Source organism: Chryseobacterium sp. T16E-39 (assembly GCF_002216065.1).
GTDB lineage: Bacteria > Bacteroidota > Bacteroidia > Flavobacteriales > Weeksellaceae > Chryseobacterium.
Map to the genome: position 1 here is coordinate 4420071 of NZ_CP022282.1, position 19588 is coordinate 4439658.

The following is a 19588-nucleotide window of genomic DNA, read 5'->3' on the forward strand; positions in this document are numbered from 1 at the left end:
TACTGATTTTTTAATTTTTTTTTAATTTTAAATTCCATAGTTTTTCATACTTTTTGAAACCCTTCAGAAAAAATATTAAAACGTGGAAAATTCAAAACAGGTTTTTCAGACTACTAATAAAAAACGCTGGAGAAATGTACAGTGGGGATCCCGTATCTTCATCTTCATTGGGATCCTTCTTTTCCTGGCGTTGGCATTAATGATGAAATTGGACAGAAGTCCAAAAATACCCTTTCATGAAGATTATAAAACAATAATTACTGCCGGAAAACCCTACCTTCAGGAGAACAGAATTTCAAAAGAATATAAAGGATTCAGAAACTTTATTTCAGAAAAAACAATTCGTACCAGTCTTTCTAAAATCGAAGAAGCACGGGCAGAACGACTTAAAAACCAAAACAGAAACTGGGCCCAGTTTCCGGGGGGCATCCGTTCTGCATTTTATGTTGCATGGGATCCTCAATCTTTGATGTCCCTTAAAAGAAATGTTAAACACATCAATTTAGTTTTCCCTGAATGGTTTTTTCTTGACCCAAAAACTGGAGACCTGAAAACCAATATCGATCCCGAAGGATATAAAGTCATCAAAAGAACAGGGGTGGCGGCAATGCCTATCTTAAGTAATAACTCAGACAGGGAATTCCGTGCAGAAGGTTTAGCGAAAGTCCTCAATGATCCCACAAAAAGAACCAGATTGATCCGAAAACTGACTGATGAATGTCTAAAGTTCCATTTCAAAGGGATTAATATTGACTTTGAGGACATGAATCTTGATTCTGATGAAAATCTTATTGCTTTCATGAAAGAGCTTTCAGATACCTTTAAACAAAATAAACTATTGGTGACAATGGATATTATGACGGATAATGACGATTATAATATTCAAAGACTAAACCCATACGTGGATTATTTTGTTTTGATGGCGTATGATGAATATTCTGCTTCCGGTGATGCAGGGCCTATTTCATCACAAAAGTGGATTGAAGCCCAGACAGGAAAAATTTTAAAGAAAACAACGGCTAATAAAATTATTTTAGGTCTTGGAGCTTATGGGTATGACTGGAGTTCAAATCCTGACGATAATATTTCGGTTTCATACATGCAGGCGATCACGAAAGCGAGTGCCAGTAAGTCGGTTATGAATTTTGATGACAATACCTTTAATCTTAATTATTCCTACACAGACTTTAAAAATAATACACATACCGTATTTTTCAATGATGCTGCTTCCATTTTTAATACCATGCGTTTTTCTTCAGAATATCCTTTAGCGGGAACTGCGCTTTGGAGATTGGGTAGTGAAGACAGCAGAATCTGGAATTTCTATGATAAAGATCTCACGTTTGCAGGTTTACCAAAGCTTGACCTGAAAAAACTTGAGAACGTTAAGGGGCAGACTATGGTTGACTATATTGGGGATGGTGAAGTGTTGGATGTCTTGAATACACCCCATGATGGAAAAATATCTTTAGAAATTGATCCAAAAGAGAAAATTATTACTGATGAGAATTATGTAACCTATCCAAGTTCTTATGAAGTAAAAAAATATGGGGCAGCACCGCAAAAAGAATTGGTACTAACTTTTGATGACGGTCCCGATGAAACCTATACGCCGCAGGTTCTCGATATATTATCAAAATATCATGTGCCGGCTGCTTTCTTTTTAATAGGTTTAAATGCCGAAAAAAACCTTCCCCTTGTAAAACGTATTTACAGAGAAGGACATGAAATCGGGAATCACACCTTTACGCACGAAAATGTAGCAAAAGTAAGCCCTGAAAGAGCATTACTTGAGCTCAAACTGACAAGACTGCTGTTTGAATGTATAACAGGTCACAGTACCATATTATTCAGAGCTCCATATAATGCGGATTCAGAACCGACTACTTCTGAAGAGATCATTCCGGTGGCTTTGGCCAGACAGCAGAATTATCTCGATATCGGTGAAAGTATAGACCCCGAAGATTGGCAGCCGGGTATCAAAGCCGATGAAATTATACGAAGAGTAATGATGGGAATAAAGCAAGAGAGAGGAAATATTATTTTACTTCATGATGCAGGAGGAGACACGAGAGAAGAAACGATTAAAGCCTTAAAAGTTCTGATTCCTACTTTGCAAAAACAAGGTTATCACTTTACCAATCTGGCGAGTATTTTACATAAAAGTAAAAATGAGCTGATGCCTGCAGTTCCGAAGACCAAGTCTTACTATATTATGCAGTTGAATCTGGTACTGGCTACTGTGATCTACGGGATAAGTCATTTCCTGGTAGCACTGTTCACGATCTTTATTATTTTAGGGATTATTCGATTGTTATTCATGGTTTACTGGGCGCTTAAAGAAAGAAAAAAAGAGAAAAAGCTTTCATTGTTTCCTATACTGGAAAACTATCCCAAAGTATCCATTATTGTTCCTGCGTACAATGAAGAAGTGAATATTGTGTCCTCTTTACATAATTTACTAAGACAATCCTATCCTAATTTTGATGTCATTTTTGTTGATGATGGCAGTAAGGATCATACTTTTTCAAAAGTCAAAGAAGAGTTTTCGGATCATCCTAAACTTAAGATATTCACTAAGGTTAACGGAGGAAAAGCAACCGCCTTGAATTTTGGAATCTCTCAGACGGATGCAGAATATGTGGTGTGTATAGATGCGGATACAAAACTTCAGCAGGATGCTGTAAAATATTTGATTGCCAGATTCTTAAATGCAGGTGCTGAGGAAAAGATTGCAGCGGTAGCAGGGAATGTAAAAGTGGGTAATCAGGTCAATTGGCTTACCAAGTGGCAGTCTATAGAATATACAACAAGTCAGAATTTTGATCGATTAGCGTATGCTAACATTAATGCTATTACCGTGATTCCAGGAGCAATTGGGGCATTTAAAAAATCAGTAATTGATGAGGTTGGCGGATATTCTTCAGATACCCTGGCAGAAGATTGTGATATTACAGTGAAAATACTGAAAGAAGGTTATACGGTAGCTAATGAAAACAGTGCTATTGCCGTAACAGAAGCTCCAGAGACCGTGAAGCAGTTTTTAAAACAACGGTTTCGGTGGACGTATGGGATCATGCAGATGTTTTGGAAACAGAAACAGACATTTCTAAACCCGAAATATAAAGGACTGGGTCTTTGGGCGATGCCGAATATTTTATTATTTCAGTATATCATCCCGTTCTTTTCACCTTTTGCGGATGTGATTATGTTTTTTGGGATTTTATTTGGAAATGGAGAGAAGATATTTATTTATTATCTGCTGTTCCTCTTAGTAGATGCCTCACTTGCCATTGTTGCTTTTCTGATGCAGAGAGAGAAATTAATTAATTTATTGTATGTGATCCCGCAGAGATTCGGATACAGATGGTTAATGTATATTGTATTGTTCAGAAGCTTAAGAAAGGCATTGAAGGGAGAAATGCAGGCCTGGGGATTCCTGAAAAGAACAGGAAATGTAAAAGAGATAACAACTTCTTAATATTTGTTTAAATTTGTTTTTGTAAACGTAACAAATGTTTAAATAAAAAGACATATTATATAAATTGTTATTATAATGAAAAAACTAACGCTTTCTTTGTTTCTATTAGCGGGAATTTGCTCACAAAATATGGTGAGTGCTCAGGCTAAAACAACTAAAACAGTAATGAGTACAACAGATAAAGGTTTAGACCTTAGCTTGATGGACAAATCTGTACGTCCACAGGATGATTTTTATAACTACGTGAGTGGAACGTGGATGAAAACAGCCAAAATTCCTTCTGATAAACCAACTTGGGGAAGCTTCAATAAATTGGCAGATGATACAGATAATAATTCAATGACAATTTTAAACTCTCTTCTGAAAGATAAATTTGCTGACGGAAGTGAAGGGAAAAAAATTCAGGATCTGTATGCTACCTACATGAATTTGCAGAAGAGAAATGCAGATGGTATTAAGCCTATTCAGGCTAACATAGCTAAAATTGATGCGATTAAAAATCTTTCTGATTTGCAGACTTATCTGATCTCTGTAACAAAAGAAGGGGAGAACACTTTATACGGATGGGGTGTAGATGCCGATCTTAAAGATTCTAAAATGAATGCAATCTACCTTGGAAATGCATCTTTAGGTCTTGGAAGAGATTATTATCAGAAAGTAAATGATAAAAACACTGAAGCGATTGCTGAATATCAAAAGTATGTGGCTTCAATGTTAAAAGAATTAGGATATAAAAATGCGGATGAAGCTGCAAAAGGGATTGTTGATTATGAAAAAAGCATTGCTAAGACCTATTTAACAAACGAGCAAAGCCGTGATAATACACTTCAGTATAACCCTAAAACTATGGCTGAACTTTCTGCCCTGGTAAAAAATGTTGATCTTGTTGCTTATCTGAAAAAGGTAGGTGTGGATTCAGATAAAGTGATCATTGGGGAATTAGGATACTACAAAAACTTTGACCAGTTGGTAAGTACTAACAACCTTCCTGTAATCAAAGATTATCTGAAATTCCATTTGATCAATGGCAGTGCTGCTTATTTAAGTGAGAACCTTGGAAATATGAGATTTGCTTTCTATGGTAAATATCTAAGAGGTCAGCAGGAACAAAGAGCATTGAACAAAAGAGGATATGAGTTGATCAACGGTTCTTTAGGTGAAGCTTTTGGTAAATTATATGTTGAAAAATATTTCCCGGCTGAAGCTAAAGCTCAGATGGTGGAATTGATTAATTATTTAAAGAAAAGTTTTGTTGTACACATCAACAACTTAGCATGGATGTCTTCTACAACAAAAGAAAAGGCATTGAACAAGCTTAATAAATTTACAGTAAAAGTTGCTTACCCGGATAAATGGAAAGATTATTCTAAATTGACGATCACTCCGGAATCTAAAGGAGGAACTTTGTATCAAAACCTTCAGAATGTTGCTGAATGGCAATACAACAAAGATTTAGCTAAAATTGGAAAACCGGTAGACAAAACAGAATGGGGAATGACTCCACAAACTGTAAATGCTTATTATAACCCGGTAAATAATGAGATTGTATTCCCAGCTGCTATTCTTCAACCGCCATTCTTCAATCCACAGGCAGATGCTGCTGTAAACTTTGGTGGAATTGGAGCAGTAATTGGTCATGAAATGAGCCATGGATTTGATGATTCAGGAGCACAATTTGACGCTGATGGTAACCTTGTTGACTGGTGGACTCCGGAAGATAAAACCAACTTTGAGAAAGCTACAAAAGCTTTAGCCGCTCAATATGACAAATATGAGCCAGTAAAAGGAACTTTCGTAAACGGAACATTCACAAACGGTGAAAATATTGCTGACTTAGGTGGGGTAAATATTGCTTATGATGCATTACAAATGTATCTGAAAGATAAAGGAAACCCTGGAGTAATCAGTGGATTTACACAAGATCAGAGATTCTTCTTAAGCTGGGCGACAGTTTGGAGAACATTGTCAAGTGAGAAATACATGACCAACCAGGTTAAAACAGACCCACACTCTCCTGGATATTTCAGAAGTTTTGGTCCGCTAATCAATGTTGATGCATTCTATAAAGCATTCGACGTAAAACAAGGAGATAAATTATACAAAGCTCCTCAGGACAGAATCAAAATCTGGTAATATAAATGATACGCCGCTCAGAAATGAGCGGCTTTTTTGTTTATTAGGTATTAGGTGGCAGATAGCAGGTAATAGTTGATGATATAGACGAATTAAATCTTCCAACCCTTGGTAACAACCCCGGATCTCGGAGCCCGAACCCTATAATTCATATCTCACAACTCATAATTCATAACTTTTAACGAGTTCGCAATTTACCCATTCCCACATTGCTAAAATTCGTATATTTGATAAGTTTGTGTAAAATTAAAAACGATCTTTAATGAAAAAGCTAAATATTGGTATACTTGCCTTCTCGGGTATAGTATTTTTAAATTCATGCGGTACGACTAAAACTGCCGAAAAAACAACTAAGACAGAAACTACGGTTGCTGCTGTACAACCAGTAAAAGAAGAGATGAAAGAAGAAGGAATTAATTTATCATACATGGATAAAAGCATCCGTCCACAAGATGACTTTTTCAATTATGTGAATGGAAACTGGGTGAAAACTACTCAGATCCCTTCTGATAAAGCAAGTTGGGGATCTTTTAATGCATTGAGAGAAAATGTAGATGATGCTTCTTTGGATATTTTAAATAAAATTTTATCCGAAAAATATTCCGATGGATCTGAAGGACAAAAAATTCAGAATTTATACGCATCTTTTATGGACACCAGTAAAAGAAATGCTGACGGTCTTGCTCCTATAAAAGGAGATCTTGCTAAAATTGATGCCATTAAAAACCTTAATGATTTACAGAAGTATCTTTTAGAAGCTACAAGATTAGGCGATAATTCTTTCTACGGATGGAGAGTAAGTGCAGATATGAAGAATTCTAAAATGAATGCAGTATATCTTGGCGGACCAGACCTTGGGTTGGGAAGAGATTATTATCAAAAAGTAAATGATGCCAATACAAAGACATTAGCTGAATATACAACGTATGTTGGTAAGCTGTTTGGGGTATTGGGGTACAAAAATTCTACCCAGTCTGCTGAAAATGTTGTTGCTTTTGAAAAACAATTGGCTAATTATCTTTTAACTCTTGAGCAGAACAGAGATGCTAATTTAAGATACAACCCTAAAAATGTATCTGAGTTATCAGGTTTGGTGAAAAATATCAACCTTGCCAAATATTTAGCAGATGCAGGGGTAAAAACAGATAAAGTAATTGTCGGTGAGTTGAAATACTACCAGAATATGGATCAATTCCTGACACAAAAGAATTTACCTTTATTAAAAGATTATTTGAAATATCACCTGATTAATGGAAATGCCAGTAACCTTGATGAAGGGTTAGAACAAATCCGTTTTGATTTTTATTCAAAATATCTTCAGGGCCAAAAAGAACAGCGTCCAATGAATAAAAGAGGCTTAGGTCTTGTAAATGGAGTTCTGGGTGAGGCTTTTGGAAAATTGTACGTAGAGAAATATTTTACTCCTGAAGCAAAACAGCAGATGGAAACCTACATCGATTATATTTTAAAGTCATTTAAAACCCATATTAATGATATGGATTGGATGTCGCCTGAAACAAAGGTAAAAGCTCAGGAGAAATTGTCAAAATTCACGGTGAAAATTGCTTATCCGGATAAATGGAAAGACTATACGGCGCTGAAAGTAGACGCTCCAAGTCAAGGTGCAACCCTTTATTCAAACCTGCAGAATGTTTCAGCATGGCAATATCAGAGAAGTTTAGAGAAAGTTGGAAAACCGGTTGATAAAACAGAATGGGGAATGACTCCACAAACGGTAAACGCTTATTATAGCGGTTCTAATAATGAGATCGTTTTCCCTGCTGCTATTCTTCAGCCACCTTTCTACAACCCTAAAGCAGATGCGGCTGTGAATTTTGGTGGAATCGGTGCAGTTATCGGCCATGAAATTTCTCACGGTTTTGATGATAGCGGATCCCGTTTCGATGGTGATGGAAACCTGAATAACTGGTGGACAGATACAGACCGTAAGAACTTCGATGCAAAAGTAGGACAATTGGCGGCACAGTATAATGGATATGAGCCGGTAAAAGGAAGCTTTGTAAATGGCAAATTTACAAGTGGTGAAAATATTGGGGATCTTGGCGGAGTAGCTGTAGCATATGACGCATTACAAATGTACCTTAAAGACCACGGGAATCCGGGATTGATCAGTGGATTTAATCAGGATCAAAGATTCTTTATGAGCTGGGCTACGGTATGGAGAACAAAATCTACAGACCAGTATATGGTGAATCAGGTGAAAACGGACCCTCACTCTCCGGGATATTTCAGAGCATTTGGACCATTGGTAAACCAGGATGCTTTTATTAAAGCATTTGATATAAAACCTGGAGATAAGCTGTACAAAGCCCCTCAGGACAGAATAAAAATTTGGTAACAGACCAAAAATTGTTAGAAAAGAAAAACACATCAGAGATGATGTGTTTTTTTATTTATTTTTCATAGTTTAGTGAAGTCAAAATGACACAGTTACACTGGATAAAATAGATATAATTAAATAATTCAAGAAAAATCTTAACAAAATTTTGTATGTTAGAGTTTTTTTTTAAATTTAAGCACTGGATTGGCGACCTATTCGATTCGTCGGGTAAAGACAATCCTAACCAAAATCAAAAATCTCAAAATAATAATAATATGGCAATGTTTAATTATGGTGTTGGCGGAAACGAGATAAAAGTAGACGCTAATGAAGCTATTCAAGAAATACAAGAGAATAAGTCATTAATTGTAAGCCAGCTTACCACCGATGAATCTTATACCCCGGAAATTGTAACAGGATTAAAGACTGTGGACGACGTCTTCAAGCATTTTCAACCTTCTATCAGTGTACAACATGAAACAGAAGATGGTACTGCAGTGGAGGAAGAGTTCCGTTTTCAGAATCTTGCGGACTTCACTCCCAAAAATCTTACGCAGAAATCAGAATATTTGCAACAACTTAGCGTGGAGCAGGAACAGTATAATAAAATTGTACGCCAGCTAAAAACAAATAAAATTCTTCGTAATATGCTGGAAAACGAGCAGACCAGAGCTGCTTTTGTGGAAGTATTAAAAGAAGTGGCACAAGAACTTGAAAAATAACCTAAAGACTTTACATTAAATCATGGATAGTAAATTACAGGCGGCAGAAGGCCAGCAACAAGGGCAGCAGCAACATTCGGGACAACCGAAAGGCAATCCACTTGCCGAGCTCAACAAAATTGGTGGGTTTGGTTTTGTAGAATCTGTTGTTGATGGTATCGCCAACATGAATCCGACAAGAAAGGCCAGGAAAGAAATATTCCTTACCGATAATAATAAAGGAGACGAGAGAAAAGAATTGCTTCAAAAGATCAACCTTTGGGTAAGTCTTTTAGAAGGTGCTGAATCTGCGGATAAAATGGCAGATGTGTGCAAAAATAAAGCACAACAGGCAGAAAATAGTTTAAAAACAAACTTAAAAAATACATTGGATACTGTTCGCCAGTTGGAAACATCTTACAGAACGGTAGCTCAGTTTTATAAAAATACAGAACTTGATAAAGTTGATAATGTGAGCATTGTTAACGCAAGTTTGGATCAGCTTTCAGATTTGGATAATCCTATCTTCATCGATGCTATTGCTGAAGAATTTAAAAGTTATTATGACCGTTTAGATCTCAGAGATAATTACTCTCTTTTAGCAATTCCAGGATATCTGGGATCTAATAAAGTGATCGAAAAATGGGCTAAGATCTGTAACGAAAACAAAGTGATGATGGTTACAGATTTTGCTAATCTTGATAAACCAGATGACGTTGTAGATTTATTCCATTCTGCAAACCTTACAGGCGGAGAACTTCACAGAAGTAATGTAATCATGACCTGTAACTGGCTTGTAGGCCGTGGAAGAGCAGAAGAAGTAGGTGAAGAAGAAAATGTTGAGCTTCCACCTTCGACTTCACTGGCTGGAAAGATCCACAAAACTTTAATGTCTCAGGTAGCGGCAGGTAAAAAGCATGGTAACATCAATGAAGTAGATGCTGTAAAATTCGAATTGAAGAAAAGTGAAATTTCTCAGTTGGAAAAAATGGGATTGGTTCCTATGGTTAATGAATATGGTAAGATCATGGCTTTCTCTGCAAAAACCTTATTTACTGGTGATAATATTGGACTTCAGACTTATTCTGTAGTTCGTGTATTTGACTATGTAACAAAAGTGTTATTGGATTTCTTAAACAGAAGAGCGTTTGAAAACTGGACGGCAAAAAATGAGGATGATCTTAGAAGACAGATTGTAACCTTCCTGGATGGAATCAAAGGAGCAGATAAACTGATTGAAAAGTTCAAAATTGTTCGTTTCGAGCAAGATAAAGTAAACAAAGACAGAGTATGGCTGGATATTCGTTTAACACCGTATTTCCCTACAAAAAGTTTCGTTATTAAATTGGACGGACATAAAGGGGATGATGGGAACGAATGGGAGTCTCAGTATACTCAGGACTAATATAGTATATCTTAACTTAATCATAAAAACCGATGCAATTTTACATCGGTTTTTTTCTACCAATTCATATGAAAATTAATATGTATACATTCAGGATTCTCTATTGCATACCTGTTTTCCTTCTGTTTTTTATAAGTTGTGAGAAGGAGTACAAAAGTCCGAATTACTATAAAAAAGATCTTTTTGAAGATGAAAGACATGAGGGAGAGGCTTACATTATGAATAAAAAGGAATGCATTGATGGCAGCGATATGGTTCTTGTAAGCTCAGATATAAAACTTGTGGATAGTTCTTCGGGTAGGGGAAGATCAATTTTTATTTACAGACTGAAGTCGGGGATGACAGAAAAGACAACCAGAGATTCTGTGGTTACTTATCCATTACAGTTTCTTTCCAATCAGCGACTGAAACTTAAAAAAGACTCCATGTATATTTTTCTTAAAAAACTTAATGGCTATCGCTTTATAGCGGAAGAGAAGAAGCTTAAATACCAGTGGCTTAAATCTGCGCCGGTATACACTGTAGGTACTGAAAGTAAATAGTTCTATCTTTGCATTTGCCCTGATTCAGTTTTAGTATCCTGCTGAAGGTTCTTTTTACTGCATCACAAATTGAATTATTTAAATAGAGTCATTTTTTTGGAAAAGAATTTTAAGAGTTCCGACTTTCTTAATGTGGGAAACAAGCTGTTGGTTTGGTATAAGAAAAATGCCAGAGATTTGCCGTTCAGAAAAACAAAAGATCCTTATAAAATATGGATTTGTGAAATTGTTTTTCAGCAGACAAGAATAGCACAGGGGCTTAATCATTACAATAATTTTATCAAAAGATTTCCAAATGTAGAATCTTTGGCAGGAGCTGCAGAAGATGACGTTCTGCTTCATTGGAAAGGACTGGGGTATTATTCCAGAGCTATTAATATTCATAAAGCTGCCCAGCAGATCATGACCGATTATCATGGTGTTTTCCCTTCTCAGTATGAAGATATTTTACAATTAAAAGGAGTCGGAAAGTATACAGCTGCGGCAATTTCGAGTATTTGTTTCGCAGGGAATATGCCTGCAGTAGATGGAAACTTTTACAGGGTGCTAAGCCGTATTTTCGCTGATGATTTCGATATTTCCAATTCCAGGGCTTTTGCTTATTTTTCCGAGCTGGCCACTTTAATTATGCCAGAAAATGTGGGCGATTTTAATCAGGCAATGATGGATCTCGGTTCTGAAATTTGTAAACCTAAAAATCCTCTGTGTGATGAATGCCCCCTGGAGGATGACTGTCTTGCATTTTCTTTAAATAAGATTTCAGAGTTTCCTGTCAAAACAAAAAAAGTAAAAACAGAAGATCTCCATCTGCAGTATTATTTTGTTCATTATAATGGGCAATTCGCTATTCAGCAGAGAAAAGATGATTTTATCTGGAAGAAACTTTTTGAGTTTCCGGCTTTTATTCCTGATGAATTGGAACCATTTGTAAGTGGTCTTAAGACAGTTCGTCATAAACTGACTCATAAAAATGTAACGATAGATATTTATAATGTTGGGATCACCTCAAAAGAAATTTGGGACGACTTTATTAAAAAACATCAATATCTCATAACGGACTTCTATGCGTGGCAGGATAAATCTTTTCCGAAGCCTTTGGAAAACTATGTTCAAAACTCATTGAAAGACTGAAATTTGTCGTATTAAATCTGAAATCTAATTTGTACTTTTGCAAAATGATTAAAAAAGTCATTTTTATATTTGCTTCATTGCTTTTACTTTCATGTGGAAAAGATCCTATTCCAAAGCCGTACGGAGAATTACGTCTGGAGTATCCCACACCAAAATATCAGAAATTTGAATCTAACTGTGCCTACAGCTTTGAGTATTCAGATTTTGCAACGATGACAAATGCTAAAAAGCCGTGCTGGTATTATCTGAATTATCCGAAAATGAAGGCTAAGATCTTCGTTACCTATTATCCCATTCAGAATGATTTTGCAGACCATATCAAGGAAGCTGAAAAAATGGTCTACGAACACACGATCAAAGCAAGTGCTATCGATACAAAATCTTTTGAATATCCTGAAAAGAAAGTATACGGAAACTTTTATGAGTTAAAAGGCCAGAGTGCTTCTAATCTTCAATTTTACATTACAGACAGTACAAAACACTTTGTCACTGCTTACCTATACTTTAATACAAGACCGAAACCGGATTCACTAGCTCCTGCAGTAAATTATATCAAGAATGATATGAAACACCTGCTGGATACTTTTGAATGGAAAAAATAAATCAGTTTAAAATACATTGAAAAATATATGAAACTTTTAGTTGTTGGAAGTGTTGCATTTGACGCAATCGAAACACCGTTTGGTAAAACAGATAAAATTTTAGGAGGTGCAGCCACTTACATTGCAATCACTTCATCAATATTAGGCGTAAAATCAGGAATTGTTTCTGTTGTAGGTGGAGATTTTCCACAAGAACATCTTGACATGTTTACAGACAGAGATGTCAATATCGAAGGCCTTGAAATTGTAAAAGAAGGAAAAACATTTTTCTGGTCAGGAAAATATCACAACGATTTAAATACAAGAGATACTTTAGCGACTGAAGTGAATGTTTTAGAGAATTTTGATCCTAAGATTCCGGATTCTATGCAGGATGCTGAGATCTTATTATTAGGAAACCTACACCCTGGAGTTCAGCTTTCAGTACTTGAAAAAATGAATCAACGTCCTAAACTTGTAGTTTTGGATACCATGAATTTCTGGATGGATACTGCTTTGGATATTTTGATGGATATGATCGCTAAAACAGATGTAATTACCATTAATGATGAAGAGGCAAGACAGCTTTCAGGAGAATATTCATTGGTGAAAGCGGCTAAGAAGATCCTTACAATGGGACCTAAATATGTTATTATCAAAAAAGGAGAACACGGAGCATTACTTTTCAATAATACTCAGGTATTTGCGATTCCGGCTCTTCCATTAGAAGATGTTTTCGATCCTACCGGTGCCGGAGATACTTTTGCAGGTGGATTTGCTGCATATCTGGCAAAGAAAGGGAAAATTGATTTCGATACGATGAAATCTGCATTAATTGTTGGTTCAGCTATGGCTTCCTTTACTGTAGAAAAATTCGGAACTGAAAGAATTGAGGAAGTAAGCGAGTCTGATATGTTCAGCAGATTGAAACAATTTAAGGAATTAACAACATTTGATATTGAACTTCAATAAATCAATGTTTTTAAGAAATATTTATAATAAAAAATTGAGTGTAATTCATTAAGAATTCTAAATTTGCAACTTGTTTAAAATATTAAAATGATAAATAAACTAAAGATCACTTTTCTTTTTGGAGTTTTTGTGATGCTCTTTGCTACCAACATGAAGGCTCAGCTAAAACAAGGGGACTTGGTAGATGGTATTGCTGCTGTAATTGGAGATGAAATCGTACTTGAATCTGACGTAGACGAACAGATGAATTATGCGAAACAGCAGGGAGCTTCCAAGACGGATAAGTGTGAGTTTTTGGAAAATCTGATCAACAATAAACTTCTTGTATTTGAAGCTAGAAAAGATACATTGATTGAAAATAGATCTGCAGCGATTAAGAGCCAGGCAAATGCTAAGTATTCGCAGCTGCTTTCTCAGTTTCCTGATGAAAAATCAATGCTTACCGCTTATAAGTTCAGAAATGCGTATGAAATGAAAAATGCTATTGAAAAAATAGATACCGATACGTATTATGGACAGGCGAAATATCAGAGAATTACTGATAAAGCTGACGTTACCCCTAATGAGGTAACCGATTTCTATAATTTGTATAAAGGGCAGTTACCTGAGATCAAAGATGAGGTTTCACTGGCTCAGATCATGATGTACCCAAAGCTTACAGAAGCTCATAAGGACGAATTGATCAATAAATTGAAAAAGATCAAACAGGATATCGCTGGTGGAGAGTCATTTGAAAGCCAGGCAAGGATCTATTCAGAGGATCCGGGTTCAGCATCTACCGGAGGTTTAATGAAAAACATATCTAAGGGGCAGATGGTGAAGCCATTTGAAGCTGCTGCACTTAACCTGCAGGAAGGAGAGATCTCAGACCCTGTAGAGTCAGAATTTGGTTATCACATTATTCAATTGGTGAAAAAATCAGGTAAGATTTATGATGCAAGACATATTCTTTTAATGGCAACGCCTACAGAAGATGAAGTGAAAACTGCCAGAAAAAAATTAGACAGTATCAAGACTTTAATTGCTGGAGGTAAAATTACATTTAAAGATGCTGCTTTTAAATATTCTGATGACAAGAAGACCAAGTTCAATGGTGGGGTGATTGCAGGATCTGACGGTTCTAATAAGATCGAAAGAGAAAGCATTCCTGGAACGATCAGCTATGAGTTGGCAGGTTTAAATAAAGATGACATTACAAATGCTTTTGATGATGAAGATGAAAGAAAAAGAAAAGTAGTTAAAATTGTAAAAATCGAGGAAGTAATTCCTTCTCACCAGATCACTCTGGAAACTGACTACGACAGAATAAAGCAAATGGCACTTAATAAAAAGCGAAATGAAATGGTTGAAAAATTTGTTAATTCAAAATTACCAACCACATTCATATCAATAGATAGCCGTTATGACTCTTGTAAGTTCAAAGGAAACTGGAAGAAAGAGGCTTTAAAGAAATAAATGAAAAACCTTCAGAATCTCTGAAGGTTTTTTTATAGAATAGGCTAAAAGTTATTACTTTTAGCCTATTCTATTTATTGCTCATTCGAATGGATCTTAAAAGAATGATATCAAATAATGGTCTGTTCATTTAAAAAATAATTGATATGGATTATAATTTTTACCAAACTAAGTTTCAGTCCGTGATTTCTAAAGTTTCTAAAAAACAACTGGAGCGTTTAGGTCTTCACATCGCTGTAAATGAGGTATTGGAATCTATTGTCATTAAAATTTATAAACCTGAATGGTCTGGTGATCCGCAATTCCCACTGAATGCGGTAAGCCGGATTTTTTTTTCAATTTGGGTTAACGATAAAACAATTGGAGAAAACAGGATATATTACAATATTCATGCATTCAAGCTTAGAGAATTAAAAGGATATAAAATAACCAGCAGAGATTTTGCTGATAGGTTTAGAAGACAATTTTCAAATGGGATAAATAATTGGCCTAATGCAGGAATGGAGTATGGACCACTAACCCTAATGGAAGGGTGGTTTGAATTAAATGATGAAAGCATTGAAAGGGATGCATCTGAATTGATTCAACAGTTTTTAGATATCAGTTTTATGATTGATGAGACCCTGAAACATTACAAAATTTAATTAAAATTAAAGCGAATATTTTTACAATAGAAATCAATAAAATCTTTGTTTTTAGTATTTTTACAGCATGAGCAATTTTATAGATTTTAGTACAGCCAAAAAGCTGCATACTATGGAATCAGAACAAAATAGGATTACAAAACTTTTTGACATAAAATATCCGATTATTCAGGCGGGAATGATCTGGCATTCCGGATGGAGACTTGCTTCTGCAGTTTCCAATTGCGGAGGGTTAGGTCTGATCGGAGCCGGAAGTATGTATCCTGATATATTACGGGAGAATATTCAGAAATGCAAAGCGGCAACAGATAAGCCTTTCGGGGTTAATGTTCCGATGCTTTATCCCAATATCGAGGAGATTATTCAGATTATTCTGGAAGAGGGGGTGAAAATTGTTTTTACTTCGGCCGGAAATCCCAAAACCTACACAGAAACATTGCAAAAAGAAGGAATAAAAGTAGCACATGTTGTTTCTTCAACGAAATTTGCGGTGAAATGTGAAGATGCAGGAGTAGACGCTATTGTTGCGGAAGGTTTTGAGGCAGGAGGCCATAACGGAAGAGATGAAACCACAACTTTTTGCCTTATTCCCAACGTAAAACAGCATGTCTCTAAACCGCTTATTGCAGCAGGAGGAATTGCGCTAGGTTCCCAAATGAAAGCTGCCATGATCCTGGGGGCAGATGGAGTACAGATTGGTTCCCGGTTCGCAGCAACAAACGAGGCAAGTGCTCATGAAAACTGGAAAAAGAAAATTACAGAATTGAACGAAGGAGATACCCATCTTACATTAAAAGAATTAGCACCGGTAAGGATGGTTAAAAATAAATTTTTTAATGAGCTGGAAAATATTTACCAGTCAGGAAGAGATGCCGGAGCTTTAGCTGCATCATTAGGAAGATCCAGGGCAAAAAAGGGAATGTTCGAAGGGGATATGGAAGATGGTGAATTGGAAATAGGGCAGGTATCTGCTTTGATTAATGATGTGCTTCCTGTTGAGAAAGTCTTTGCCAACTTATTGAAAGAGTTTGAAGAGGTGAAAATGCCTAAATTGTAATGAAGTACTGATGTAATGTCGATTGATGTAATAGAAGAAAAAGAAGAAAGTCTATATATAGAATACAATCATTCACTTGAAAAGAGACCTACATTGGTTTTTCTGCACGACTCCCTGGGATGTACCCAGTTATGGCGGGATTTTCCCATGAAACTTTCAGAGGCTTCTCAATGTAATGTTCTCGTGTATGATCGCCTGGGGTATGGTAAATCCAGTCCGATGCCAACCTCAGAAAGGCCCAACAACTATATGGAATTGGAAGCGGATCTGCTAAATGATCTGTTGATCGAACTGAATATCAGGGATGCGATCTTGTTCGGGCATAGCGATGGAGGGACGATAGCTTTGATCACGGCCAGTAAATACCCGAAAAATGTAAAAGCTGTTATTTGTGAAGCTGGACATATCTTCGTGGAAGAAGTAACCTTAAAAGGAGTATATGATGCTTGGGAGGCCTACAAAACAACAAACCTCTCCGAACGTTTACAAAAATACCATGGAAATAAGGTCGAAATGCTTTTTAAGGCCTGGACGGAAACATGGACCAGGGAAGGCTACAGAGACTGGAATATCGAATATCTGCTGAAAGACATTACTTGTCCTTTATTATTTATCCAGGGAGAATCAGATGAATATGGAACCCTTGAACAGGTGGAAAAAACGATCGGGCAGGTAAGTGGATCATCAGAAAAATACATTATTCCTGGTGTCGGGCATACTCCCCATAAAGAAGTTCCGGATTTAGTATTGAATAAAGCAGTGGATTTTATTCAGAATCTTTAAACTAAAATGATATAATTAATAGAAGCGGGCTTTAGCCCGCTTATCATATTAATAACCTGCCTCAGGCTTTAGCCAAAACTTATAATTTTTTCAATTCAGATTCGATATTCATTCTTGCCTGGTTTTCATATCTGTTTTTAAAATAATCAGTCTTAAAAATGTATTCTAAGTCCAGAAAATGTTGGAGCACCTTTTTTCTGCCAGGTTTATAGAGAAGATCCGGATATATGGAATATTCCTTTCTGATTTTTTTGGTATAATCAAGATAAACCTGACTACTTTGTCCTAAAATAGACAAGTCAGCATCTAGCAGATAATTGGTGTCACTATCATGAGATTTTTGATGGGCTTTGGTCGCTAAAATCTGTTCAAAAATCTCATCAATAGATTTTTGTTCCCTATTGATTTTCTGAAGTCTCTTTTTAGCAAGCTCAGCGCTTTTTTCTTCATTTAATTTTGAGGATGCATCATAAATTACATCATGGTAAAATATAGAAAAGCTAATATTCGAAAAATCTGAAATATGGGTTTTTACCAATTCGATTTCTGAAAACATATTGTCCAGATGTTCCAGATTATGATAATATCTTTCTTTTTGGGAATATTGGGATTCAATTTCCTTCCATAGAATATCAATAATATTTTGATCCTGGGTATGGAGGAGGAGATTCTTCTTAAATCTTTCTTGCAAATTCATTTCTCTGAACGGTATAAAAAAAGGAACTTAAAAAGTTCCTTGATTTGCTTCGATTGTTGCTTTCAGATCTGCCCAGCCACCGCCGTTATAGCCATCCTTTAAACCCTGAGAGTTTAAATATTCCAATGCTTTTCCGCTTCTGTTTCCACTTCTACAGAATATAACAACTGGCTTTTCGATCGATAAAATTTCATCCTTTCTGTCCTCAACTTCTCCTAATGGAATATTTTGAGCACCTTCTATATTACCGTCCATTTCCAATTCCATTGGTTCACGAACGTCTATTAATTGATAATTTCCTGATTTTAATACTTCTGTTAAAGACATAACTTTTTTGGTTTTAAACATTAAAAGAGTAACGAAAATACACAATTTTTTTGGATATAGTATTTCGCAAAAGCTTTAATTCTTAGAAAAGGGTATATCCGAAAATTAATGACATCGTACTGTAATCAGAGTCCCACATTACATAATTTCTTAAAAGGTTTCTTGAAGTATTCACTCTGAGCTCGACACTGAATTTATCATCGTATTTATAACCTGCCCCAAATGCAATATTATTGGCGGTTTTTATATCCATTTCAACATTGTCCTGTTTGAAAGAAGAATTAAGACCAATCCCAAGAATAAATGCAGCATTAACAAATATCTTGGATTTATCATTTAGGAACATATAGTGTCTGATTCCAATAGGTGTATCTAGCGATTTGTAGTCTATACTTTGAGTGATTTTTCTTTCAAAGTACGTTCCACGGTTGACTGTAGTTTCGGAATCGGTTTTATAATACTGATAAGTAGGCTCAATGAATATGGCCCATTTATTTTTGTTGTAAGGAAGGAGGAATTCAAATTCAGCTCCGATCCTGAAAGTAAATTTTCTGTCAAAATCTGCTTTTCCAGCCGGATCATAAGAATTGAATGTCGTTTGAAATTTCGAACTGCTGATTCCCGGTCTGATATTCAGATTAAAAAAGTCTCTTTTTTCTTTTATCTCAGCATAATTTACAGAACCACCGTTGGAACATGCATTGTATTTGACGAAAATTTTTGTTAGCGCATTTGTTTTGTAGTCTGCATTTTCAATTTCTTTATTTTCGATACCGCATGTAAGATTTTCCGAGATCTGTTTTTTATATTCATTGTTATAACGGACCAAAATTTCACTCACATAATAGGGCTTGTATACAAGCTGCTTTACATCAGATTGATCAATATTGTAAAAGAACCTTTTGGTGTCAGTATTTTGATAATAAAACAAATTAGCTTTTCCTTCAACCACATATTTTAGAAATAGGGTTTCTTCTTTAAAATCAGGTGTTTTATTCTTTGAAATATAGGCAATGATATCTGAAGAATGGTCTATCATTACTGTTTTTCTTACATATTTTTCAGAATTGTTGACCGCAAATTCAGAAATGTTTTTTATATCTTCCTTTTTTACCGGAGAAACATCGTTAAGTTTATATTCAAACTCTGTAGGATTATTTTTCCAATCTAAATCTTTAATTAATACTTCAGTCTTTTCTCCGGAATTATTAATAATATATCCTTTTTCAAATTTGATCTGGGCATAGTTCATGCCAACAGTAAAAAGCCCGATAAGGAGCCCTAGTTTCTTCATAGTTTTAATTTTTCAGTAGTAAATTTGTATTCATATTCTTTGAT

General features: G+C 35.6%; 16 protein-coding genes. 13 read left to right on the forward strand and 3 right to left on the reverse strand.

From position 1 onward, the window contains the following. Positions 1 to 82: 82 nt before the first annotated feature. The 13 genes from CEY12_RS20185 to CEY12_RS20245 all read left to right on the forward strand — a co-directional run bounded on the left by CEY12_RS20185 (position 83) and on the right by CEY12_RS20245 (position 17226). A complete protein-coding gene (locus CEY12_RS20185; protein WP_089029368.1) occupies positions 83 to 3481 on the forward strand; it encodes a polysaccharide deacetylase family protein in 3399 nt (1132 codons plus the stop codon). A 75-nt stretch (positions 3482 to 3556) separates the two neighbouring features. Further along, positions 3557 to 5614, forward strand: a complete 2058-nt coding sequence (locus CEY12_RS20190; RefSeq protein ID WP_089029369.1) for a M13 family metallopeptidase — start codon at positions 3557 to 3559, stop codon at positions 5612 to 5614. A 262-nt stretch (positions 5615 to 5876) separates the two neighbouring features. Beyond that, a complete protein-coding gene (locus CEY12_RS20195) occupies positions 5877 to 7973 on the forward strand; it encodes a M13 family metallopeptidase (protein ID WP_089029370.1) in 2097 nt (698 codons plus the stop codon). 152 nt (positions 7974 to 8125) lie between these two features. Beyond that, complete coding sequence (locus CEY12_RS20200) at positions 8126 to 8677, forward strand: type VI secretion system contractile sheath small subunit (protein WP_089029371.1); 552 nt, start codon at positions 8126 to 8128, stop codon at positions 8675 to 8677. Positions 8678 to 8699: 22 nt separating this feature from the next. Beyond that, entirely contained in the window at positions 8700 to 10061 is a 1362-nt protein-coding gene (locus CEY12_RS20205) for a DUF5458 family protein (RefSeq protein ID WP_089029372.1), read from the forward strand. Positions 10062 to 10129: 68 nt separating this feature from the next. Then, entirely contained in the window at positions 10130 to 10603 is a 474-nt protein-coding gene (locus tag CEY12_RS20210) for a hypothetical protein (protein ID WP_228409739.1), read from the forward strand. A gap of 96 nt (positions 10604 to 10699) precedes the next feature. Next, the gene (gene mutY / locus CEY12_RS20215) at positions 10700 to 11734 is read left to right on the forward strand and encodes an A/G-specific adenine glycosylase (RefSeq protein ID WP_089029952.1); all 1035 of its coding nucleotides are present in this window, start codon (positions 10700 to 10702) and stop codon (positions 11732 to 11734) included. Positions 11735 to 11778: 44 nt separating this feature from the next. After that, positions 11779 to 12336 (forward strand): gliding motility lipoprotein GldD, encoded by a 558-nt coding sequence (gldD, locus tag CEY12_RS20220; RefSeq protein ID WP_089029374.1) that lies wholly within the window; start codon positions 11779 to 11781, stop codon positions 12334 to 12336. Positions 12337 to 12363: 27 nt separating this feature from the next. After that, positions 12364 to 13287, forward strand: a complete 924-nt coding sequence (locus CEY12_RS20225) for a PfkB family carbohydrate kinase (protein WP_089029375.1) — start codon at positions 12364 to 12366, stop codon at positions 13285 to 13287. Between the two features lie 87 nt (positions 13288 to 13374). Further along, positions 13375 to 14742, forward strand: a complete 1368-nt coding sequence (locus CEY12_RS20230; RefSeq protein ID WP_089029376.1) for a peptidylprolyl isomerase — start codon at positions 13375 to 13377, stop codon at positions 14740 to 14742. A 146-nt stretch (positions 14743 to 14888) separates the two neighbouring features. Further along, positions 14889 to 15386, forward strand: coding sequence for a hypothetical protein (locus CEY12_RS20235; RefSeq protein WP_089029377.1), 498 nt, complete (start codon positions 14889 to 14891; stop codon positions 15384 to 15386). Positions 15387 to 15498: 112 nt separating this feature from the next. Continuing rightward, positions 15499 to 16443, forward strand: a complete 945-nt coding sequence (locus CEY12_RS20240) for an NAD(P)H-dependent flavin oxidoreductase (protein WP_089029953.1) — start codon at positions 15499 to 15501, stop codon at positions 16441 to 16443. Positions 16444 to 16458: 15 nt separating this feature from the next. After that, entirely contained in the window at positions 16459 to 17226 is a 768-nt protein-coding gene (locus CEY12_RS20245; protein WP_089029378.1) for an alpha/beta fold hydrolase, read from the forward strand. 79 nt (positions 17227 to 17305) lie between these two features. Here the strand turns inward: CEY12_RS20245 and CEY12_RS20250 are convergent, their stop codons facing one another. From CEY12_RS20250 to CEY12_RS20260, 3 genes are all read right to left on the reverse strand, one after another. Beyond that, the gene (locus CEY12_RS20250; protein ID WP_089029379.1) at positions 17306 to 17923 is read right to left on the reverse strand and encodes a hypothetical protein; all 618 of its coding nucleotides are present in this window, start codon (positions 17921 to 17923) and stop codon (positions 17306 to 17308) included. A 27-nt stretch (positions 17924 to 17950) separates the two neighbouring features. Then, positions 17951 to 18250, reverse strand: coding sequence for a rhodanese-like domain-containing protein (locus CEY12_RS20255; RefSeq protein WP_089029954.1), 300 nt, complete (start codon positions 18248 to 18250; stop codon positions 17951 to 17953). 82 nt (positions 18251 to 18332) lie between these two features. Then, positions 18333 to 19544 (reverse strand): PorT family protein, encoded by a 1212-nt coding sequence (locus tag CEY12_RS20260; protein ID WP_089029380.1) that lies wholly within the window; start codon positions 19542 to 19544, stop codon positions 18333 to 18335. Positions 19545 to 19588 lie beyond the last annotated feature (44 nt).